Annotated in this window: 19 protein-coding genes; 7 read left to right on the top strand and 12 right to left on the bottom strand. The window is 74.3% G+C overall.

Going from position 1 to position 17,291, the window contains the following annotated elements; translation table 11 throughout:
• Both ACFVSN_RS03300 and ACFVSN_RS03295 read right to left on the bottom strand, forming a co-directional pair.
• Positions 1-931: HEAT repeat domain-containing protein (locus ACFVSN_RS03300; RefSeq protein WP_387953608.1), on the bottom strand; the 931-nt coding region annotated here is incomplete at its 3' end.
• 44 nt (positions 932-975) lie between these two features.
• Positions 976-1,698, bottom strand: coding sequence for a TetR/AcrR family transcriptional regulator C-terminal domain-containing protein (locus tag ACFVSN_RS03295; protein WP_387590450.1), 723 nt, complete (start codon positions 1,696-1,698; stop codon positions 976-978).
• A 111-nt stretch (positions 1,699-1,809) separates the two neighbouring features.
• On the opposite strand from ACFVSN_RS03295, the gene ACFVSN_RS03290 reads away from it, so the two are divergent.
• The gene (locus tag ACFVSN_RS03290) at positions 1,810-2,997 is read left to right on the top strand and encodes an FAD-dependent monooxygenase (protein WP_387590453.1); all 1,188 of its coding nucleotides are present in this window, start codon (positions 1,810-1,812) and stop codon (positions 2,995-2,997) included.
• Positions 2,998-3,033: 36 nt separating this feature from the next.
• On the opposite strand, the gene ACFVSN_RS03285 is transcribed toward ACFVSN_RS03290, so the two are convergent.
• Positions 3,034-4,911 (bottom strand): hypothetical protein, encoded by a 1,878-nt coding sequence (locus ACFVSN_RS03285; protein ID WP_387590456.1) that lies wholly within the window; start codon positions 4,909-4,911, stop codon positions 3,034-3,036.
• A gap of 317 nt (positions 4,912-5,228) precedes the next feature.
• Between ACFVSN_RS03285 and ACFVSN_RS03280 the strand changes: the two genes are divergently transcribed.
• A complete protein-coding gene (locus tag ACFVSN_RS03280; RefSeq protein ID WP_380439746.1) occupies positions 5,229-5,858 on the top strand; it encodes a CBS domain-containing protein in 630 nt (209 codons plus the stop codon).
• Positions 5,859-6,023: 165 nt separating this feature from the next.
• Positions 6,024-6,674, top strand: coding sequence for a beta-glucanase (locus tag ACFVSN_RS03275; RefSeq protein ID WP_387590459.1), 651 nt, complete (start codon positions 6,024-6,026; stop codon positions 6,672-6,674).
• A 30-nt stretch (positions 6,675-6,704) separates the two neighbouring features.
• Here ACFVSN_RS03275 and ACFVSN_RS03270 read toward each other — a convergent pair whose 3' ends face one another.
• Positions 6,705-7,091, bottom strand: coding sequence for a hypothetical protein (locus tag ACFVSN_RS03270; RefSeq protein ID WP_387590462.1), 387 nt, complete (start codon positions 7,089-7,091; stop codon positions 6,705-6,707).
• Positions 7,092-7,243: 152 nt separating this feature from the next.
• Between ACFVSN_RS03270 and ACFVSN_RS03265 the strand changes: the two genes are divergently transcribed.
• Positions 7,244-7,561, top strand: coding sequence for a hypothetical protein (locus ACFVSN_RS03265; RefSeq protein ID WP_380495483.1), 318 nt, complete (start codon positions 7,244-7,246; stop codon positions 7,559-7,561).
• A 127-nt stretch (positions 7,562-7,688) separates the two neighbouring features.
• On the opposite strand, the gene ACFVSN_RS03260 is transcribed toward ACFVSN_RS03265, so the two are convergent.
• Positions 7,689-8,099: an organic hydroperoxide resistance protein gene (locus ACFVSN_RS03260; protein WP_359958273.1), complete on the bottom strand. Its 411-nt coding sequence runs from the start codon at positions 8,097-8,099 to the stop codon at positions 7,689-7,691.
• 153 nt (positions 8,100-8,252) lie between these two features.
• Between ACFVSN_RS03260 and ACFVSN_RS03255 the strand changes: the two genes are divergently transcribed.
• The 3 genes from ACFVSN_RS03255 (at position 8,253) to ACFVSN_RS03245 (ending at position 10,321) form a co-directional block, all read left to right on the top strand.
• Positions 8,253-8,735, top strand: coding sequence for a MarR family winged helix-turn-helix transcriptional regulator (locus tag ACFVSN_RS03255; protein WP_380439739.1), 483 nt, complete (start codon positions 8,253-8,255; stop codon positions 8,733-8,735).
• A 291-nt stretch (positions 8,736-9,026) separates the two neighbouring features.
• Entirely contained in the window at positions 9,027-9,617 is a 591-nt protein-coding gene (locus ACFVSN_RS03250; protein ID WP_380439737.1) for an RNA polymerase sigma factor, read from the top strand.
• Positions 9,614-10,321, top strand: a complete 708-nt coding sequence (locus ACFVSN_RS03245; RefSeq protein WP_380495479.1) for a hypothetical protein — start codon at positions 9,614-9,616, stop codon at positions 10,319-10,321. The genes ACFVSN_RS03250 and ACFVSN_RS03245 overlap by 4 nt, the downstream gene beginning before the upstream one ends.
• A gap of 72 nt (positions 10,322-10,393) precedes the next feature.
• On the opposite strand, the gene ACFVSN_RS03240 is transcribed toward ACFVSN_RS03245, so the two are convergent.
• From ACFVSN_RS03240 to ACFVSN_RS03210, 7 genes are all read right to left on the bottom strand, one after another.
• Entirely contained in the window at positions 10,394-11,650 is a 1,257-nt protein-coding gene (locus ACFVSN_RS03240) for a hypothetical protein (protein WP_387590468.1), read from the bottom strand.
• Between the two features lie 247 nt (positions 11,651-11,897).
• Positions 11,898-12,575: a GAP family protein gene (locus ACFVSN_RS03235; protein WP_387590471.1), complete on the bottom strand. Its 678-nt coding sequence runs from the start codon at positions 12,573-12,575 to the stop codon at positions 11,898-11,900.
• 204 nt (positions 12,576-12,779) lie between these two features.
• Complete coding sequence (gene argG, locus ACFVSN_RS03230; RefSeq protein WP_387590474.1) at positions 12,780-14,204, bottom strand: argininosuccinate synthase; 1,425 nt, start codon at positions 14,202-14,204, stop codon at positions 12,780-12,782.
• Between the two features lie 220 nt (positions 14,205-14,424).
• Positions 14,425-15,231: an SAM-dependent methyltransferase gene (locus ACFVSN_RS03225; RefSeq protein ID WP_387590477.1), complete on the bottom strand. Its 807-nt coding sequence runs from the start codon at positions 15,229-15,231 to the stop codon at positions 14,425-14,427.
• Between the two features lie 117 nt (positions 15,232-15,348).
• Positions 15,349-16,011, bottom strand: a complete 663-nt coding sequence (locus ACFVSN_RS03220; protein WP_387590480.1) for a rhomboid-like protein — start codon at positions 16,009-16,011, stop codon at positions 15,349-15,351.
• Positions 16,012-16,127: 116 nt separating this feature from the next.
• Positions 16,128-16,703 (bottom strand): YbaK/EbsC family protein, encoded by a 576-nt coding sequence (locus tag ACFVSN_RS03215; RefSeq protein WP_387590483.1) that lies wholly within the window; start codon positions 16,701-16,703, stop codon positions 16,128-16,130.
• Between the two features lie 138 nt (positions 16,704-16,841).
• Positions 16,842-17,222 (bottom strand): VOC family protein, encoded by a 381-nt coding sequence (locus ACFVSN_RS03210; protein ID WP_387590486.1) that lies wholly within the window; start codon positions 17,220-17,222, stop codon positions 16,842-16,844.
• Positions 17,223-17,291 lie beyond the last annotated feature (69 nt).

Genomic DNA, 17,291 nt, shown 5'->3' with positions numbered 1-17,291 from the left:
CCAGAGTGGTGAGGAGTTCGCGCGTGCCGGGGGTGGACCAGTTGTAGGCGGCCCATGCGACTGCTTCGCGGACGTCGGGGTGGGGGTCGGCGGCCAGAGTGGTGAGGAGTTCGCGCGTGCCGGGGGTGGACCAGTTGTAGGCGGCCCATGCGACTGCTTCGCGGACGTCGGGGTGGGGGTCGGCGGCCAGGGCGGTGACGAGCCCGCGCGCGCCGGGCGTGGACCAGGCGTTGAGGGCCTGGACGAGGGCTTGGCGGACTTCGGGGGCGGGGTGGTCGGCCAGGTGGGCCACGCGCTCGACGGGGCCCCGGCGGCGCAGGGAGAACCAGTGGAGGGTGTCGCGGAGCCGGGCGGGGTCTCCCGGGGTGCCGGCGGCGTCGATGCGGGCGAGGAGGACGCGTGCGGGTGGGGGCGGGCCGTCCAGGGGGTGCGGATTGCGTTCGCGCAGGCGGCGGCTGCCGTACCCGCCGAGGACCCGGCACCCGTAGCACGTGCAGGGGCGGGTGCCGTGGGCGTCCGGGACGTAGCGCCAGCCGGTGACCTGCGGGGCGGTGCGGATCCGGTGGATCTCGCGGGAGGCCACGGCGCGGGAGAGGAAGACCTCCCAGCCGCGCGGGTCCGGCAGCGCGCGGATCCGGTGCACGGCCTCGGCGGCCGTCATCGGGAGCTGGGCGTCCTTGGCGCGGTCCCGGTAGTGGCCGGCCAGGACCGGTTCGTCGTCGGGCAGGCGGACGTGCACCGCGACGAGCCCGCCCGGCCTGCCGAACCGGGCCAGCTCGCGCAGCCACTGGTGGGTCAGGGTGTACGAGGGCAGGACGGGGAAGCAGTACACGCCGCGCGCGCCGCCCTGGCCGCGGCTGTCGGCCCGGATGCCTGCGCGGCGGACCCGCGGTGCGTCCGCGGTCGAGGTCAGGTGCACGAACATCGCCATGGGGCGGCATCGTAGCGACCGCTCCCCGGCCGCTTCGAATGGATTTACGGCCGGGCGGCGCGTTGCTCGATCAGGGCCGCCAGGCCGTCCAGGATCCGGGCGAGGCCGAAGTCCAGGGCGTTGTCCCGGCCGCCCGGTTCGGCCATCGCGGCGGCGAGGGCGGGGTAGTCGTCGGCATGCTGCTGGACCAGCCCGCCCAGGATGGTCAGGAGTCGGGCCTCGGGGGAGCCCTCCGCCCCGGCGGCGCGCGCCTGCTGGACGATGCCGCGGACGTGTCCGGCGAGCAGGACGGCGGCGTCCATGCGCTCGGCGCCGGTCAGACCGTGGCCGTCCAGGGCGGACACGACCCGCTCCAGCCAGGCGAGTTCTTTCGGGCCCATCACGCGGGGTCCGACGGTGGCGTCGAGCAGCCACGGGTGGGCGACGAACGACCGTGTCAACTCCCGCGCCCAGGTGGCGAGGTGGTCCCGCCAGTGACCGTCCGCCGGTCCGGCCGGCGGCTCGGCCACAGCGAACTCGACCATCAGTGCGACGAGTTCGGCCTTGCCGGGGACGTACCGGTAGAGCGCCATCTTCGTGTAGTCGAGCAGTCCGGCGACGCGCTGCATCGAGACGGCGCCGAGGCCTTCCGTGTCCGCGACCTCGATGCCCGCCGCGGCGATCCGCTCCAGGCTGAGGGCCGGCTTCGGCCCGCGCGTGGGCTTGGCCGGCGGGCCCCAGAGGAGCCGGACGGTCTCGTTCGCCGGCTCGTCCACGTCTGCCGCCACGTCCGCTCCTCGGGCTCTTGCGTCCGGAATCAACTGTGTCTACCGTACACAGCAATGTAACTGTGTCTGATGGACGCAGTTGTGGACTCGTTCCGGACGGAGTGGTTTCCCGTGAGCACCAAGGTCCTGATCTCGGGCGCGAGCATCGCCGGCCCTGCCCTCGCCCACTGGCTCGGCCGGTACGGCTTCGACGTCACCGTCGTCGAGCTGGCCCCCGCGCTGCGCGGCGGCGGGCAGGACGTCGACTTCCGTGGCGCGACCCACCTGACCGTGCTGGAACGGATGGGCGTGCTCGACGAGCTGCGCGCGCTCGGCACCGGTGGCAGTCCGATCACCTTCGTCGGCCCGGACGGGCGCAGGCTCCTCCACCTGCCCGCCGAGTTCGCTGGCGGCGACGTGGAGGTCCCGCGCGGTGAGCTGGCCCAACTGCTGCACCGGCGCAGCTCCGACCGCGCCGAGTACGTCTTCGGGGACTCGATCACCGCGCTGGAGGAGACGCCGAACGGAGTCCGGGTGGCCTTCCGGCGCGGCGCGGAGCGCGAGTTCGACCTGGTGATCGGGGCCGATGGGCTGCACTCCACCGTCCGGCGCCTCGCTTTCGGCCCCGAGGATCGGTACGTCCGCCACCTCGGCTACTACGCGGCCACCTGGCAGTTGCCCAACGACACCGGCCTGGCGCCCGGTTCGGTCGGGCTGAACGTGCCCGGCCGGCTCGCCGCGGTCGGTGCCGACCACCGCGACCCGACCCGGGCCGGCGCCTTCTTCCTCTTCGCGTCCCCCGAGCTCGTCCACGACCGCCACGACCCGGGGCAGCAGAAGGAATTCGTCCGGTCCGCGTTCGACGGCCTGGGCTGGGAGGTGCCCCGGCTCCTGGAGAGCCTACGGGCCGCGCCCGAGCTGTACTTCGACTCGATCAGCCGGGCCGACGTCCCCGCGTGGTCGACCGGGCGGATCGGCCTGCTCGGCGACGCGGCCTGCGGCGCCACCATCGGCGGGATGGGCACCGGCACCGCCGTCGTGGCCGCGTACGTCCTCGCGGGCGAGCTGGCCCGGGCGCGCGGCGACCACTGCACCGCCTTCGCCCGCTACGAGCGCCTGCTGCGCGGCTATGCCCAGGGGTGCCAGAAGGGCGGGGACCGCACCGGCCCGTTCCTGGCGCCGCGCACCGCCGCCGGCCTGCGAGTGCGCAACGCGCTGCTGAACCGGCGGTGGGTGCTGGACCGGATGCTGGCGCTGGGAAAGCAGGTGAGCAGTGTCGAGCTGCCGGACTACGAGGCCGAGTCGGCGGTCGGGCGCTGAGGTCGGCCGGCGGAAGGGCGGTCAGCGGAGGGGCGGTCAGCGCAGTGGTGTGATGCGGGCGCCGTTGTCCAGGACGGCTTCGACCTGGGCGGTCGTGGGGGCCGGGCGTTCGAGGGCGAGGGTGTGGTCCGGGGCGGGGCGGTCGGCGGACCAGTCGGGGCCCTTGACGGTGAGCCGGGTGACGCGGCGGCTGCCGGCGGCGAGGAGGAACTCGGTGCCCTGCGGGGAGCGCCACCACGTGGAGCCGACGGTGTCCTGCTCGAAGCGGCTGCACGCCCGGCCCTGGCCGCCGCCGGTGCGCTGGGGGCCGCGGGCGGAGGGCAGCAGGACGGTGGTGGCGGCGCTGCCGTCGCCGTTCCAGCGGTCGGCGCGCAGGCACGTCCAGGCCGCGGTGCCCGCGTTCTGCGGCAGGGGCTGGACGGCGAACGCCCAGAGTTCGAGCTGTTTGACACCGGGTGTGGCGTCCGGGACGGCACACCCGCCGTGCGCCCAGGCGACGAGCGCGTCCGGCCCGGTGGCCTCGCGCGGTGCGCGCGCAGGGCCGGGGCCGCCGGTGGGGGTGGGGGTGCCCTGGGCGGGCGGCGGGGTGTAGGTGAGGTGGGCGGGCACGAGGCCGCCGACGTCGGCGAGGAGGAAGGTGTGCTTCTCGGCGACCACGGGGGAGGAGTGCAGCTGGAGCACGGTGGCACCCTGGCAATCGGAGAGGGCGCCGGTCGGCGCCGCCGCGGTGATGCCGTCCGGGTGGTCCAACGCGCGTGCGGGGGCGTCGGGTTGGTCGATCCGTCGGGTCTCGGCGGCGTCCACCCAGGGGGCCAGGAGGTAGCGGGCGGTGGTGCCCTGGCGGCGCAGCACGACGGCGCCCGCCGTCGTCACGTCGGAGTCGTCGGCGCGGGCGAGGTCCAGGCCGCCGCCGGGGCCGTCGGTGTAGCGGGCGAGGTGCGGGCCGTCGTACAGGACGACGACGGCGGTGCCGTCCACCGTGCCGGCGAACAGCAGGCTCGGCGTGGTGGCGGGCGGGGTGGCGTCGGCGCCGGGCTCGACGCGGGTCCGGGCGCCGGGGTGGGTCCAGGCGGCGAGGGCGCGGCCGAGCAGGGCGTCGTCGTCGCGGCGGTCGCCGCGCGCGGGCCAGGCGGTGAAGTCGAGCCGGGCGGTGTGCTGCCACTGGTCGGCCGGGACGTGGCCGAGCTTGGCCGGGTCGACGACCGAGCCGGCCGGGGCGACGACCAGCGGGCGGCTCGGCGGGGTGACGCCGGAGCCGCCGCCGAGGACGGCCGCGGTGGTGGTGAGGCCGAGGACGGCCACGGCGAGTGCGGCGGTGCGGGCGCGGCGACGGCGCAGCAGGTCGGTGGCCTGGACGCGGACGGCGCACGGGTCGAAGGCGGGCGGTTCCGTGTCCGCGCGCAGGCAGGCAACGGCCTCGATCGCGTCCTCCGGGCGCTCGACTCCCGCACGGCGCAGGACCTCCGCCACGCGCTCCGGCGTGAGCTCCTCGACCGCGCGCAGGGCGAACGCCACCCGCGCCGGCGCGGCGAGCCCGGCGAGCGCCCGGTCCAGCTCCGCGTCCGCCTCGTCGCCGTGCGGGGTGAACAGCCGCAGTCCCCACGCGCGGGGTGCCAGCAGCCGGTGGGCGGGGTGCGGGCGCAGGGCGGCGAGCAGGACGCGGTGGCGGAGCTCGCCGTAGACGGGGCCGTCGTCGACGCCGTCCGCCGGACCGGAGCGGCGGGTCCAGCGGGACGGCAGCGCGCGCTGGACGGCGGCGTGTGCGGCGAGCACCCGGCTGTGCCGGTCGCGGTCGGCGGGCAGGGCGAGGTAGGCGAGCCGGGCCAGCCGCCGGTAGTGGCGCACCAGGGCGGCCTCGGCCTGGGCCACCGGGTGCCGGGACGGCTGCGCGGCGGTGTCTGTCGGTCCTGCCAACGGGCCCTCCCCGGAGCATGATCGTGTCGTGGTGGACGGTCCAACGAGTCGATCATGTGATGGTTGCGCCGTTCGGGCCGGCGGATCGCCGTTCGGGCAGGCGGACCGGTGCGCGGGGCCCGGGACGAGGGCCCGGCCCTCCGCTGTCGGCACCGCGTTCGGACCGGGGGCCGTAGGTCCCACCCGTTCGGCCCCTTGGCCCCTGGCGATCGCCGCCGTCGGGGGCCATGCTGCGGGTACCGGCCGGAAGGAACCGTCCGGAGGAACCCGTTGGACGAGGTGAACCTGCGTTGCGGCATGCCACCGTCGAATCAGTGATGACCAGCCCGGTGGTCCGGGTCGCGCCCGAGACCGGCTTCCGGGAGATCGTCGCGCTGCTGACCGACTACGACATCACCGGCGTGCCGGTGGTCGACGCCGACGGCCGGCCGCTGGGCGTCGTTTCCGAGGCGGACCTGCTGCGCACCCTCGCCGCCCAGGAGGACACGGGCAGCCTGTTGCCGGCCCCGGAGTCGGCGCAGGCGGGGCCCGGCGGCACCGTCACGGCGGCGGACCTGATGACGACGCAGCCGGTCTGCACCACGCCCGGCACCAGCGTCGTCGCGGCGGCCCGGCTGATGAGCCGGCACGGGCTGAAGCGCCTGCCGGTGCTGGACGAGGACGGCCGCGTGATCGGCATGGTGAGCCGCGGGGACCTCCTGCGGGTGTTCCTGCGCGAGGACCGGGTGATCCGGCGCGAGATCGTCGAGGAGGTGCTCGGGCGGATCGACGGCGTCAGCCCGGCCGAGATCGGCGTGGAGGTGGACCAGGGCCGGGTGGTGCTCAGCGGCACCGTGCCGGAGCCGCACCTCGTGCCGATCGTGCTGAACCTGTGCCGCTCGGTGGACGGCGTGGTGTCGGTGACCGACCGGCTCGACTCCGGGGGCGCGACAGCCGTCGTCGGTTGATGGTTCGCCGTCAACTCCGGGTGGGAAAGCTGGAGTTGACGGTGCCCGTGGGAAGGGCCCGGATAGCCCGGTTCACCTCCGCATACTGCGGAGCGTATCGGGTAACTCACTCTGTGTGCCCGGCGGGCAGGACTGCCGGGTCGGCGGAGCACCGGGGAGGCGGCCGTGGCAGTCGTGTTCGACGCGGACTTCACTTCGACCAGGCAGTGGATCGCCGGGCGCAGCAGCGCGTATCCCCGGATGGGGCCGACGAACCGGAGCGACCACAAACTCGACTACCTCAGCCGCTCGTACTGCCCCGGGGGCGTTTTCACGGCTGCCCGCCGGCACGCGGGCGGGCTGTGGACGTGCAGCCTGCTGACCACCGAGGGCAGTCCCGAGGGCTTCCAGGTCCGCACCGGGGACGAGCTGTTGGCGCTCGTCACGCTGCCCGTCGACGTCGGCGCGTGGCCGGCGATCTGGACCTGGCGGGACGGCGGCAACGAGGTGGACGTCTTCGAGTACCACCCGGACCACCCTGACCTCCTGGAGGTCTCCAACCACGTCCGCGGCGGGTTCCGGTACTGGCACGGCGAGGGCAGCGGCATCGGCCCGGGCGCGACCTTCGGGATGCGCGTGGTGTTCGGCGCGCACTCGGTGGACTGGTACGTCGGGGACGAGCTCGTGTACGCCGACCTGCACGGGGTCGGGGCGGGCTGGCACGCGTACCTGATCGTCAACCTGTCGGTGGCGGACGGGGTGTACCACGACCGGCCGGCGGTCGGCGGGCCGGACCGGCTCAGCTGGGTGTGCCACAGCCTGACCGTGGAGAGATGAGCCCCGGAGCCGTCGGGGTGTTCGGGGCGTTCAGCTCGGTCGGTGTTCGGGCGGGAACGTGGCGATGATCGGACCGCGCGGGCCGGAGCGCTGGAACCAGACGACCCGGCGATGCCGGCCGATGTGCGCGGGGTGCGTCACGTAGAGGTCGTCGCGCGGGGCGGTCTCGTTGCCCGGCGCGAGGGCCGCGTCCACGGCGTCGGCGGCGATCGTGTCCAGCAGCGCGCGGGCGGTGGCCTCGGCGGCGGCCGGGGCGATGGCGAGCTCGGTGAGCTCGGCCCACAGCGCGGCGGAGACGTACGAGATCGGCGAGTGGCCGAGCGCGGGGTGCGGGCGGCCGTCCGGGTGGCGGCGGAGCACCCCTGCGGCGACGAGCTGCTCGGCGGAGCGCTCGCCGGCCGGTGTGTGGTGGTCCATGGGCCGAACGCTACCCCGGCCCGGAGCGCCGGTGGCGCCGGAACGTTTTCTCACGCTTTCCTCAGCGCACTTCGGGGGTCCGCGGGCGCACGATGGTGGTACTGGCGACAGTCACCTCGACAGGCCCGCCGTGGCCGGAGGAGGAGGTCCCGATGAGGCACTGGCACGGGTACGTGCACCACGGGCTGGGCGGCTGGGGCATCGGCCTGATGGTGCTCGTGATGCTGCTGGTCCTGGTGCTGCTGGTGCTCGCCGCCGTCGCCCTGTCCCGGTACGTCTCGCGCTCGCACCGGCCGCTGCCGCAGGGTGCGGCCGCCGCCGGAGCGCCTCGCGCGGGGATGACGGGGCCGACCCCGGAGCAGCTGCTCGCGGAGCGGTTCGCCCGCGGGGAGATCGACGCGGACGAGTACCGGCTCAGACTGGACACGTTGCGGTCCGCGAACGGGCCGGGTCCGGGGCCGGGCGGGTGAGGCGGGGGTACGGGCCGGGGCCCGCCGCATCGGGGGTGTGCGGCGGGCCCCGGAGGTCCGTGGCGGCGGTTCGCCGCGGCTGCCCGCTGCCGTGATCGGGTGATCGGGCGGGGCGGCGGCCGGACGGCTACTCGACGACGAGCTCGACCGGGATGTTGCCGCGGGTGGCGCGGGAGTACGGGCACACCTCGTGCGCCTGCTTGACCAGCAGCTCGCCGTTCTCGCCCGCGAGCGACTCGGGCAGCTCGACGCGCAGCACGACGGAGAGGCCGAAGCCGGCGCCGTCCTTGCCGATGGAGACCTCGGCGGTCACCGAGACCTCGCTGGTGTCGACCCGGGCCTGCCGGCCGACCAGGCCCAGCGCGCTGGCGAAGCAGGCCGCGTAGCCGGCCGCGAACAGCTGCTCCGGGTTGGTGCCCTGTCCGCTGCCGCCGAGTGCGGGCGGCATCGCCAGGGCGAGGTCCAGCTGTCCGTCGGAACTGACGGCGCGGCCCTCACGGCCGTTCGCGGTGGCGGCTGCGGTGTAGAGCGCGTCCATGATGCGTTCCCTTCTGCTGTTCCTGCTGGTCTGCTTCTTCCGGCTTCGCTCCCGCAGCGGTGCTCCGCTGCGGCGTCCTGCCGATGACAAGTAGAGCACGCAATTCAATTGCGCACAACTAAATCGCGTGAACCCGATCGGTACCATGGGTGCATGACCACGCCTCCCGGACACCCCGCCGCGTCGGACGAGCGCCTGCTCCGCCTCGACCAGCAGATCTGCTTCTCGCTGAACGCGGCCTCCCGCGCCTTCGGCGGCGTCTACCGGGTGCTGCTCAAGGACCTCGGGCTCACCTACCCGCAGTACCTCGTCATGCTCGTCCTGTGGGAGGACGGCGAACTGCCGGTCAAGCGGATCGGCGAGCGCCTGCGGCTGGACTCCGGCACGCTGTCGCCGCTGCTCAAGCGGCTGGAGGCGGCCGGCCTGGTGCGCCGCGAGCGCAGCCCGGAGGACGAGCGGTCGGTGACCGTCGCGCTCACCCCGGAGGGTGTCGCGCTGCGCGAGCGCGCCGGGCAGGTGCCGCGCCGGCTGCTCACCGCGACCGGGATGCCCGTCGAGGACCTCGCCGCGCTGCGCGTCCTGCTGGACCAGGTGACCGCGGCGCTGGACTCGGCGGCCGTCGAACCGGTCGAGTAGGCGCGGCCCGGCCCGGCGCGGTCGGCCGAGTGGGCTGGCGCGCCGCGGGTCAAGTCGGCGAAACCCTTGAGTGTGATCTGCGTCACTGTCTCGTCGGGCCGGTAGGCCGGACGGGCCGGAACCGGCAGGTCAGCGCGGGTGTCCGGAAGTGAACGGAAGCGGTCGATTATTGCCCACCGCTTCGGGTCAACAACCCGCTGCTCCGGGACGGTTACACCACGAGCCCCCCGCGGGGCCGTCGGCGTGCCAACCGGTGGGCCGGCCGACCGACTCACCGAAAAGGGGAAGCGCGTGCCGACCACCCCCGGGCCGGGCGAGGAGCACGACGTGCGGACGGACCCGCTCGACGGCCTTCCGGCCGACTTCGAGGCCTTCTTCACCCGCGAGAACCCCGGCTACCTCCGGTACGCGCAGCAGCGGCTGCGCCACCGCGAGGACGCGCAGGACGCCGTCCAGAACGCCGGTGCCGTGCTCTACCAGAACTGGCGCAGGGCCCTGGCCAGCGCCGATCCGCGGGCCTTCGCGTTCAAGGTCCTCAAGGACGCGATCGTGGACGTCCTGCGCGAGCGCCACCGCGCCGAGCGCAAGCGGCTCCGGGTGATCGCCCAGCGGCGCCCCGACACCAGCCAGGACGAGCTGGAGGAACTCGCCGAACTCGACGCCCTGGACTGGGCGATGGACGAACTCGCGCGCAGCGCCCCGGTCCAGGCCGACGTCGTCCGGCTGCGGCAGGCGGGCCTCTCCTACCCGGACATCGGCCGCGCGCTCGGCATCGCGCACACCACCGCCCGCACCTACTACAGCCTCGGGCGGCGGCACCTGGAGTACCTGCTGGAGCACGCCAGTGGCGGCGAGTCGGGCGAGGGGCGGGCGGCGGAATGAACCTCGGCGACCTGCTGCGGGCGGACTCCGCCGGGCTGGAGAGGGAGTTCCGCGACCACGACCCGGCGGACTTCACCCGGCGCCTCGCCGACCGGCTCGCGGCCGACGGCCCGGAGGGCGGGCGCCCGGCCGCCGAGCGGCCGGGCACGGGCCGGGACCGCACCGTCCGCCCGGCCGCCGGCCGCCGCACCGGCGCGGCCCGCCGGGACGGCGCGGGGCGCGCGGAACTCCGGCGCGACCTGCGGCACTTGTGCTGGGGCGTGGCGGGCACGGTCGAGCCGTGCGAACTCGCGCTGGACCTGGAGCTCGCCGAGAAGGCCGCCTTCCGGACCCTCGGCTGCCTGCTCTACGGCATGGACCGCACCGCCGACGCCGTGTTCTGGTGGCGGATCGCCGCGCAGTACGGCGACCAACTCGCGGTCCACTGCCTGGCGGTGCACTACGCGGCCGAGGGCGAGGACGGCGACGCGGCCCGCTGGGCCGTCCAGGCGCAGGACCTCAGCGCCCCGGGCCGGCTGCCCGCCCTCGCCCCCGACGTGCGGCCGGACGGGGCCGCGGAGCTGGTGCGGCTGCTGGCGGAACGTTTCGACGGCGAGATCGTGCTGACGCTCCGGGAGATACCGGCCGCGGTGAGCCCACGGGCGGACGACGGCCGGCTGGGCGTGCGGGCGGTGCGGGGGAGGGGGCCGGCGCGGATCCGCTGACGACGACGGCCCCCACCCGCCCGCACGTGACGTGGGGGCGGGCGGGGGCCGATGGCCGTGGGCAGCCGGTGGCTAGCCCTTCTTGGAGATGAAGTCGAACAGGCCGGCCGCCACGTCGTCCAGGTACGGACCGGCCTGGTACTTCAGCGCGTCGTTGCCGACCGACACGTTGCTGACCAGGGCCGGCTTGCCGTCCTTGGTCGACAGCCAGCCGCCGCCGCTCGAACCGCCGGTCATCGAGCAGCCGATCGCCAGCATCGGCGGGCGCGACGGGTCGAAGGACATCCGGGACGGCTTGCCGCCTGGGCAGTGGTTCAGCTCCAGCCCGTCGAACGGGGGAGCGGCCGGGTAGCCGTAGTTGGTGATGTTGAGCTGGTCGCGCGGGGCGTTGAACCAGACCGGCACCGCGCCGCCGACCGTCTCCTCCAGCGACTTGCCCGTGTCGTTCTCCGGCTTCACCCGCAGGATCGCGAAGTCGTACTGGGCGGCCGGGCCGACCTCGCCGCCCTCGGCCTCCCAGACCGGGGAGGTCACGTGGTTGACGGCGCCCCACTCGCCGTACGGCGCGTACTGCGAGACGTCGGTCGGACGCTTGCCGCCGCTGACGGCGCCGCCCGCGTTGAAGTCCGGGATGAAGACGATGTTCTCGTTGAACGTCGAGCCCTTGCCCTGGTGGGCGCAGTGCCCGGCGGTCCACACCAGGTTGCTCTTGCCCGGGTGCGCCGGGTCGGCGACCACGGTGCCCGAACACACGTAGTGCTGGCCGAGCTTGCCCGGGTCGAGGGTCGCGGCGCCGGGCTTGTCGAAGAAGATCTTCCCGAACACGGCCAGGTTCTTGGCGTACGGGTGGGCGTCCGCCTGGGCCTCGACGCTCTGCGGCGGGGCGTCGTTGCCGCCGTCGGCGGGCGGCTGGGTGCTCGCGCCGGTGGGCTGCGCGGTCGGCTGCGGGGCCTGGGTGGGCTGGCCGGTGGGCGTGGTCGCCGGCGGCTTCAGCTGGTCGACCGGCTTGGCGGCGAGGAGCTTCTCGACGGTCCAGTAGCCCTTGGCGACGGCCGGGGCCGCGTAGTCCTTGGCCCACTTCTCCCAGTCAGCGGTCTTCCACTTCTTGAGGTCGTCGAGGTTGGCCGGCAGCCCGAGCCCGGGCGCCTTGCCGCTCGCGGCGGCGGTGGCCGTGGCGCTCGTGGCGGCCGCGGTCGCGGCCGTGGTGGCCGCCGCGTCACTGGAGCTGTTGTCCGGCCCGCAGGCGGAGGTGGCGAGGAGCGTCAGCGTCAGCGTGGACGCCGCGAGGGCGGCGCGCGCGGTGCGCTGGGTACGACGTATCGATGACATGGACGTTCGTGTCCCCCGTGGATGTCGGCCCGGCGTCGTAACGGCAGCGCCGGGTATTGCGCAGAGGAGTATGTCATCAACCGTCAGACCCGCGCACATTCGGTCGAAGTGGTGGATACGGGCCACCTCGCGGCTCTTGGGGGAGCGGCGTCGTTCGGGAACGGCGGGTCTGCTCGGCTCGCGCGGGGGCTGCGGGCTCGCGCGGGGGCTGCCCGGCTCGCGCGGGGTCTGCTCGGCTCGCGCGGGTTCAGGCGAGGCCGGTGAGGGCGTCGCCGAGGTAGGTGGTGCCGAGGACGGCCAGGACCGTCGTCGTGATCGCGGTGTGGTGGGCGGACATCCAGGCCTTCCACTCGCCCAGGGTGCGCGCGGAGCCGTCGCGGCCCAGGAGGTGCACCGCGAGCGGCAGCAGCGTGCACAGCGAGGCGATGAGCACCATCAACGTGCCGGCCACCGCCTTGCCCGCGCCGCTCGTCGGGCTCGCGGCGACGGAGGCGGCGCCGCCGACGGCCAGGACGACGTCCTTCGGGCTCGCGGCGGCGAGGGCCGCCCCGAGACGGGCCGATCGACCCGCGGTGAAGCGGCGCACCGAGCGCATCCAGCCCGGCGGCGCGTTGACGTGGCCCTCGCGCGGCCGGTCCCGCCACTGCCCGAGCGCCAGCAGCACGAGCAGCGTGCCCAGCGCGAGCTTGAGCCAGGACGACCAGGTGGGCTCGCCGCCGGGGGCCGGCCTGCTGCCGGCCGTCACGACGGCCGTCACGACGACCGCCACGATCGCACCCAGGGCGGCCGCCCGGCCCACCGTCAGGGCGAGCGCGTTGGCGCGACCGCGCCGAGCGGCCAGCATGAGGATCGCCGCGATCAGCGGACGCGGGCCGATCGCGATGCCCGCGGCCGACGCCAGCATCGCACCGACTGCCTCACCCATCCCCGCTCCCGCTCTGGACGACGGGGTCCTCCTCCGTCCATGGTCCGCCCCGGGCCGCCGTGGGCACAACGTCGGCGCGACGTCGGCACGACACCGCCACGACGCCGGCACGCGTCTTGCGCGGGTACGCGCGGGCGGCTTCGGACACGGCCGAGGGCCGTGGCACACGCGGTGCCACGGCCCTCGGGCGGGGGAGTGCGGGGATCAGTCGTTGCCGGACTCGATGGCCGCCTGGTCGAGCGCGGTGGCCTCGGCCGCGACCGCCCCGGCGTCCTGGCTGGCTGCTGCGATCGGCGCCGCGCCGCCCGGGGCGAGCTTGCCGATCAGGCCGCTCCAGGGGGCGAGCTGACCGTGCGTGGCGTACTGCTCCAGCTTGCTGCGGGAGTCGGCGATGTCGAGGTTGCGCATGGTCAGCTGGCCGATGCGGTCGTCCGGGACGAACGCGGCGTCCACGCTGCGCTCCATCGACAGCTTCTCGGGGTGGTAGCTGAAGTTCGGGCCCTGGGTGTCGAGCACCGAGTAGTCCTGGCCGCGGCGCAGGCGCAGGGTCACGCTGCCGGTGACGGCCTGGCCGACCCACTTCTGCAGGCTGTCGCGCAGCATGAGCGCCTGCGGGTCGAACCAGCGGCCCTCGTACAGCAGCCGGCCGAGGCGGCGGCCCTGGGCGTGGTAGGTGGCGAGGGTGTCCTCGTTGTGGATGGCGTTGAGCAGTCGCTCGTAGGCGGTGTGCAGCAGGGCCATGCCGGGCGCCTCGTAGATGCCGCGGCTCTTGGCCTCGATGATGCGGTTCTCGATCTGGTCGGACATGCCGAGCCCGTGCCGGCCGCCGATGCGGTTGGCCTCGTGCACCAGCTCGACGTCGTCGGCGAACACCCGCCCGTTGATCCGCACCGGGCGGCCGAACTCGAACTCGACGGTGACGTCCTCGGCCGGGATGTCGACGGACTGGTCCCAGAACGGCACGCCCATGATCGGGGCGACGATCTCGATCGAGGCGTCCAGGTACTCCAGGCGCTTGGCCTCGTGGGTGGCGCCCCAGATGTTGGCGTCGGTGGAGTAGGCCTTCTCGGCGGAGTCGCGGTAGGGCAGGTCGCGCTCGGCGAGCCACTCGGACATCTCCTTGCGGCCGCCCAGCTCGGAGACGAACCGCTGGTCCAGCCACGGCTTGTAGATCCGCAGGCTGGGGTTGGCGAGCAGGCCGTAGCGGTAGAACCGCTCGATGTCGTTGCCCTTGTAGGTGGAGCCGTCGCCCCAGATCGAGACCTCGTCCTCCTGCATGGCGCGGACCAGCAGGGTGCCCGTCACGGCACGGCCGAGCGGGGTGGTGTTGAAGTACGTCTGCCCGGCCGAGCGGATGTGGAAGGCGCCGCACGCGAGCGCGGCCAGGCCCTCCTCGACCAGCGCGGCCCGGCAGTCCACGAGGCGGGCCTGCTCGGCGCCGTAGGCGCGGCCGCGCGCGGGCACGTCGGAGAGGTTCGGCTCGTCGTACTGGCCGATGTCCGCCGTGTACGCGTAGGGGACGGCGCCGTGCTCGCGCATCCACGCGACCGCGACGGAGGTGTCCAACCCACCGGAGAATGCGATGCCGATCCGTTCACCGACCGGCAGCTTGCTCAAGACCTTCGACATGCGTGCACCCCTGGACCCGCGGCGCGCGGGCCTTCGAACTAGCGACGTGTGGGACGTTTCGGCACTGGTGTCCGACGCCGTCACCCTGGCATAGGTTTGCAGAGTAGCGCAAGACAATACGAAAGTGGCGGCCGGGTCCGCCCGGCGGACCGGTGCCGTCGGGCGGGGTCGCGGCGGTGGTCGGTGCCGTCGGGCGGGGCCGCGGTGGTGGTCGCCGGGGTCAGGACTTGCGGCCGACGCCCGCGTACATCCAGCGGGTGGTGTTCGCGGTGGAGCCGTCCGGGCGCCAGAGCGGGACGAAGTCGACGCCGGGCTCCAGCAGCTCCCAGCCGTCGAAGAAGGCCTCGACCTCGGCCCGGCCGCGCCCGTTGATCCGGGACGTCGCGTTCTGCCAGGTCTTGCCGACCTCCTCGGCCCGCTGCGGGTTGCCCTCGGCGGTGCTGTGCGACACCAGCAGGTGGCTGCCCGGGGCGACTCTCTCGCGCACGGCCCGGACGGCGGACGCGGCCTGGGCGTCGTCGACGAAGTGCAGGACGGCGAGCATGAGCACGGCGACGGGCTGGGACAGGTCGATCAGGGAGCGCAGTTCGGAGCGGTCCAGCAGTTCCTCGATGTCCCGGAGGTCGCCGGTCAGGACGGTGGTGCTGCGGTTGTCCGCGAGCAGGGCCCGGCCGTGGGCGAGGACGATGGGGTCGTTGTCGATGTACACGACGCGCGCGTCCGGGGCGAGTTCCTGGGCGACCTCGTGGACGTTGCCGCGGGCGGGCAGGCCGGAGCCGATGTCGATGAACTGCCGGACGCCGGCCTCGACGCAGAGCCGCACGGCGCGGCGCAGGAAGGCGCGGTTCTCGCGGGCCGCCTGCGGGATGTCGGGCGCGGCGGCGATGGCGTGCTCGGCCGCGGCCCGGTCCGAGGGGAAGTTGTCCTTGCCGCCGAGCCAGTAGTCGTAGATCCGCGCCGGGTGCGGGCGGTCCGTCCGGAGATCGGTCGGGACGTCCGTCCCACTGGTGCCGTCGGTGTTGAACATCCGGTCCCCTCCACTGTGCTGAGCGGCTGTCATCCGGCGGGGCGGTGCAGCCAATCGAACGTCCGCGCATGATAGCGGCCGAGCTGCGGCGGGAGGTGAACCGCGGGTGCCCGTCGACTATCCGGCGGCCGCGCGGTGGAGGCGCCTGGGGGCGGCTCCGGCGGGTGCCCGGACGGCGCGCTTGCGCAGCCAGGGCCGGCGGGAGGCCAGCACGCCGAGGGCGAGGGCGATGAGGTGGCCCGCGTCGGCGAGTTCCTGGTCCACGGCCCAGGCCGCGGCGAGGGCGACGGCGAGCGCCGGAAGGCCGTACCGGCGCAGAGGCCTGGGGCCGAGGGCGAGCAGACAGGAGCCGGTGGCGACGAGGCCGTAGCTGATCCCGACGTCACGGGCGCGGGAGAGCGCGCCCGGGATGCCGGTGGTGATCATGACCCACATCGCGCCCTCGGTGAGCAGCGTGGCGCCGAGGTGCCCGAAGGCGAAGACGGCGCCCGCCCGGAGCGCGCCCCACCGCCACTCGGCGAGGCCGAGCACGGCGACGACGGCGGCGATCCCGGCCCAGGCGGGGACGCCGTCGACCACGAGCCCGCTGGTGAAGAGGGTCCACCACTTGCCGACTTCCATGTGGTGGACGTTGCTGCTGTTGTGCCGGACGAAGCGGGCCCGGCCGGCGTGACTCTGGCTCGCGAGCCAGGCGGCGGTCGCGGTCAGCAGCAGGACGTAGACGGTGGTCAGGCGCAGCCGCGCCAGCACGCGCAGCACCTTGTCGCCGCGGTCTTCCATCGTGCCTTCCGCCTTCGTCGTCCGACCGAAGCCCCGTGTCGGGCCCCTGCCGGTGTCCGGCAGTACGTTGGCAGCCTATCGGCGTGCGGAGGGTGCTCCGTCCCGTGCGGGCGGGCTCAGGTCGCGAGGCCGGGGAGCACCTCGGCGTGCGGGAGGCGGGCCAGTGCGGGGCCCGGCAGGATCAGCTTGCCCCGGCGTCGGCCGCTGCCGATGAGCACGTGTGGGGCCTTGGCCACGGCCTCGTCGATCAGCAGGGGCCAGTGGGCGGGCAGTCCGACGGGGGTGATGCCGCCGTACTCCATGCCCGTCTCGGCGACGGCGGTGTCCATCGGCGCGAACGACGCCTTGCGCGCCCCCAAGTGCCTCCGCACCACCTGGTTGACGTCGAGCCGGGTGGTCGCGAGGACGACGGCGGCGGCCAGCGTGACCTCACCGCCGCGCTTGGCGGCGACCACCACGCAGTTCGCCGAGTATTCGAGCGGTGTCCCGTAGGTCTCGCAGAAGACGGCGGTGTCCGCCTTGTCGGGGTCGGTGTCCACGTACAGCACCGAGCGCGCCGCCTCCTGGCCGTCTTCGTGGGCGTCCCAGTTCTTCAGCGCGTCCGCGACGGGCGCTGCGAGTTCGTCGTGGACGTCGAGCGCCGCGCGGACGACGGGGAACCTGCCGAAGGGCGGGACGATCTGCTCGCTCATGGCCCGACCCTACCGAACCGCCGTCCGCGGGAGCGCGATCCGCTTCCGGGGACGGCAGTCCGGCGGTCGTGTCGGTTCCAGGGGTTCGCGGGGGTGATTCGTGGGGGTGAATCGTGGGGGTGAATCGCGGGGTGGTGATCAGGTGTCGGTGCGCTGGGCGACGCAGAGGATGTTGCCCTCGCTGTCCTTGAACCAGGCGGCGCGCATGTCGTCGCGCTCGGCGACGCCGTCGACGGTCTTCAGGCCGGGGAAGTCGTACTCCTCGAACGTGATGCCGCGCTCGCGCAGGGCGGCCATCTCGCCGTCGAGGTCGCCGACCTTGAAGCTGGCGAGCGTGTGGGCGGACTGGCCGCCGCTGGGGGTGTGGTAGATCGTGAACTCGGTGCCGCCACAATCGCACGTGAGCTGCTCCTCGTCCTCCCTGGTGAGCTTGAGGCCGAGCACGTCCGTGTAGAAGGCCTTGGCGCGGCCGAGGTCGGTGGCGGGGATGACTGCCTGCAGCGGTCCGTCTCCAAGCATGGTGGTTCGCCTCCTCCTGATTACCAGGCTAGGGAGGTGCGGGCGTGGCCGCGCGGCGGGCGGAGCGCC

This window comes from Kitasatospora sp. NPDC057904, from assembly GCF_042887925.1.
In the GTDB taxonomy this organism is placed as follows: Bacteria; Actinomycetota; Actinomycetes; order Streptomycetales; family Streptomycetaceae; genus Kitasatospora.
Note: the sequence above shows the minus strand (reverse complement) of the source record. Positions and strands in the feature narration are given on the sequence as shown.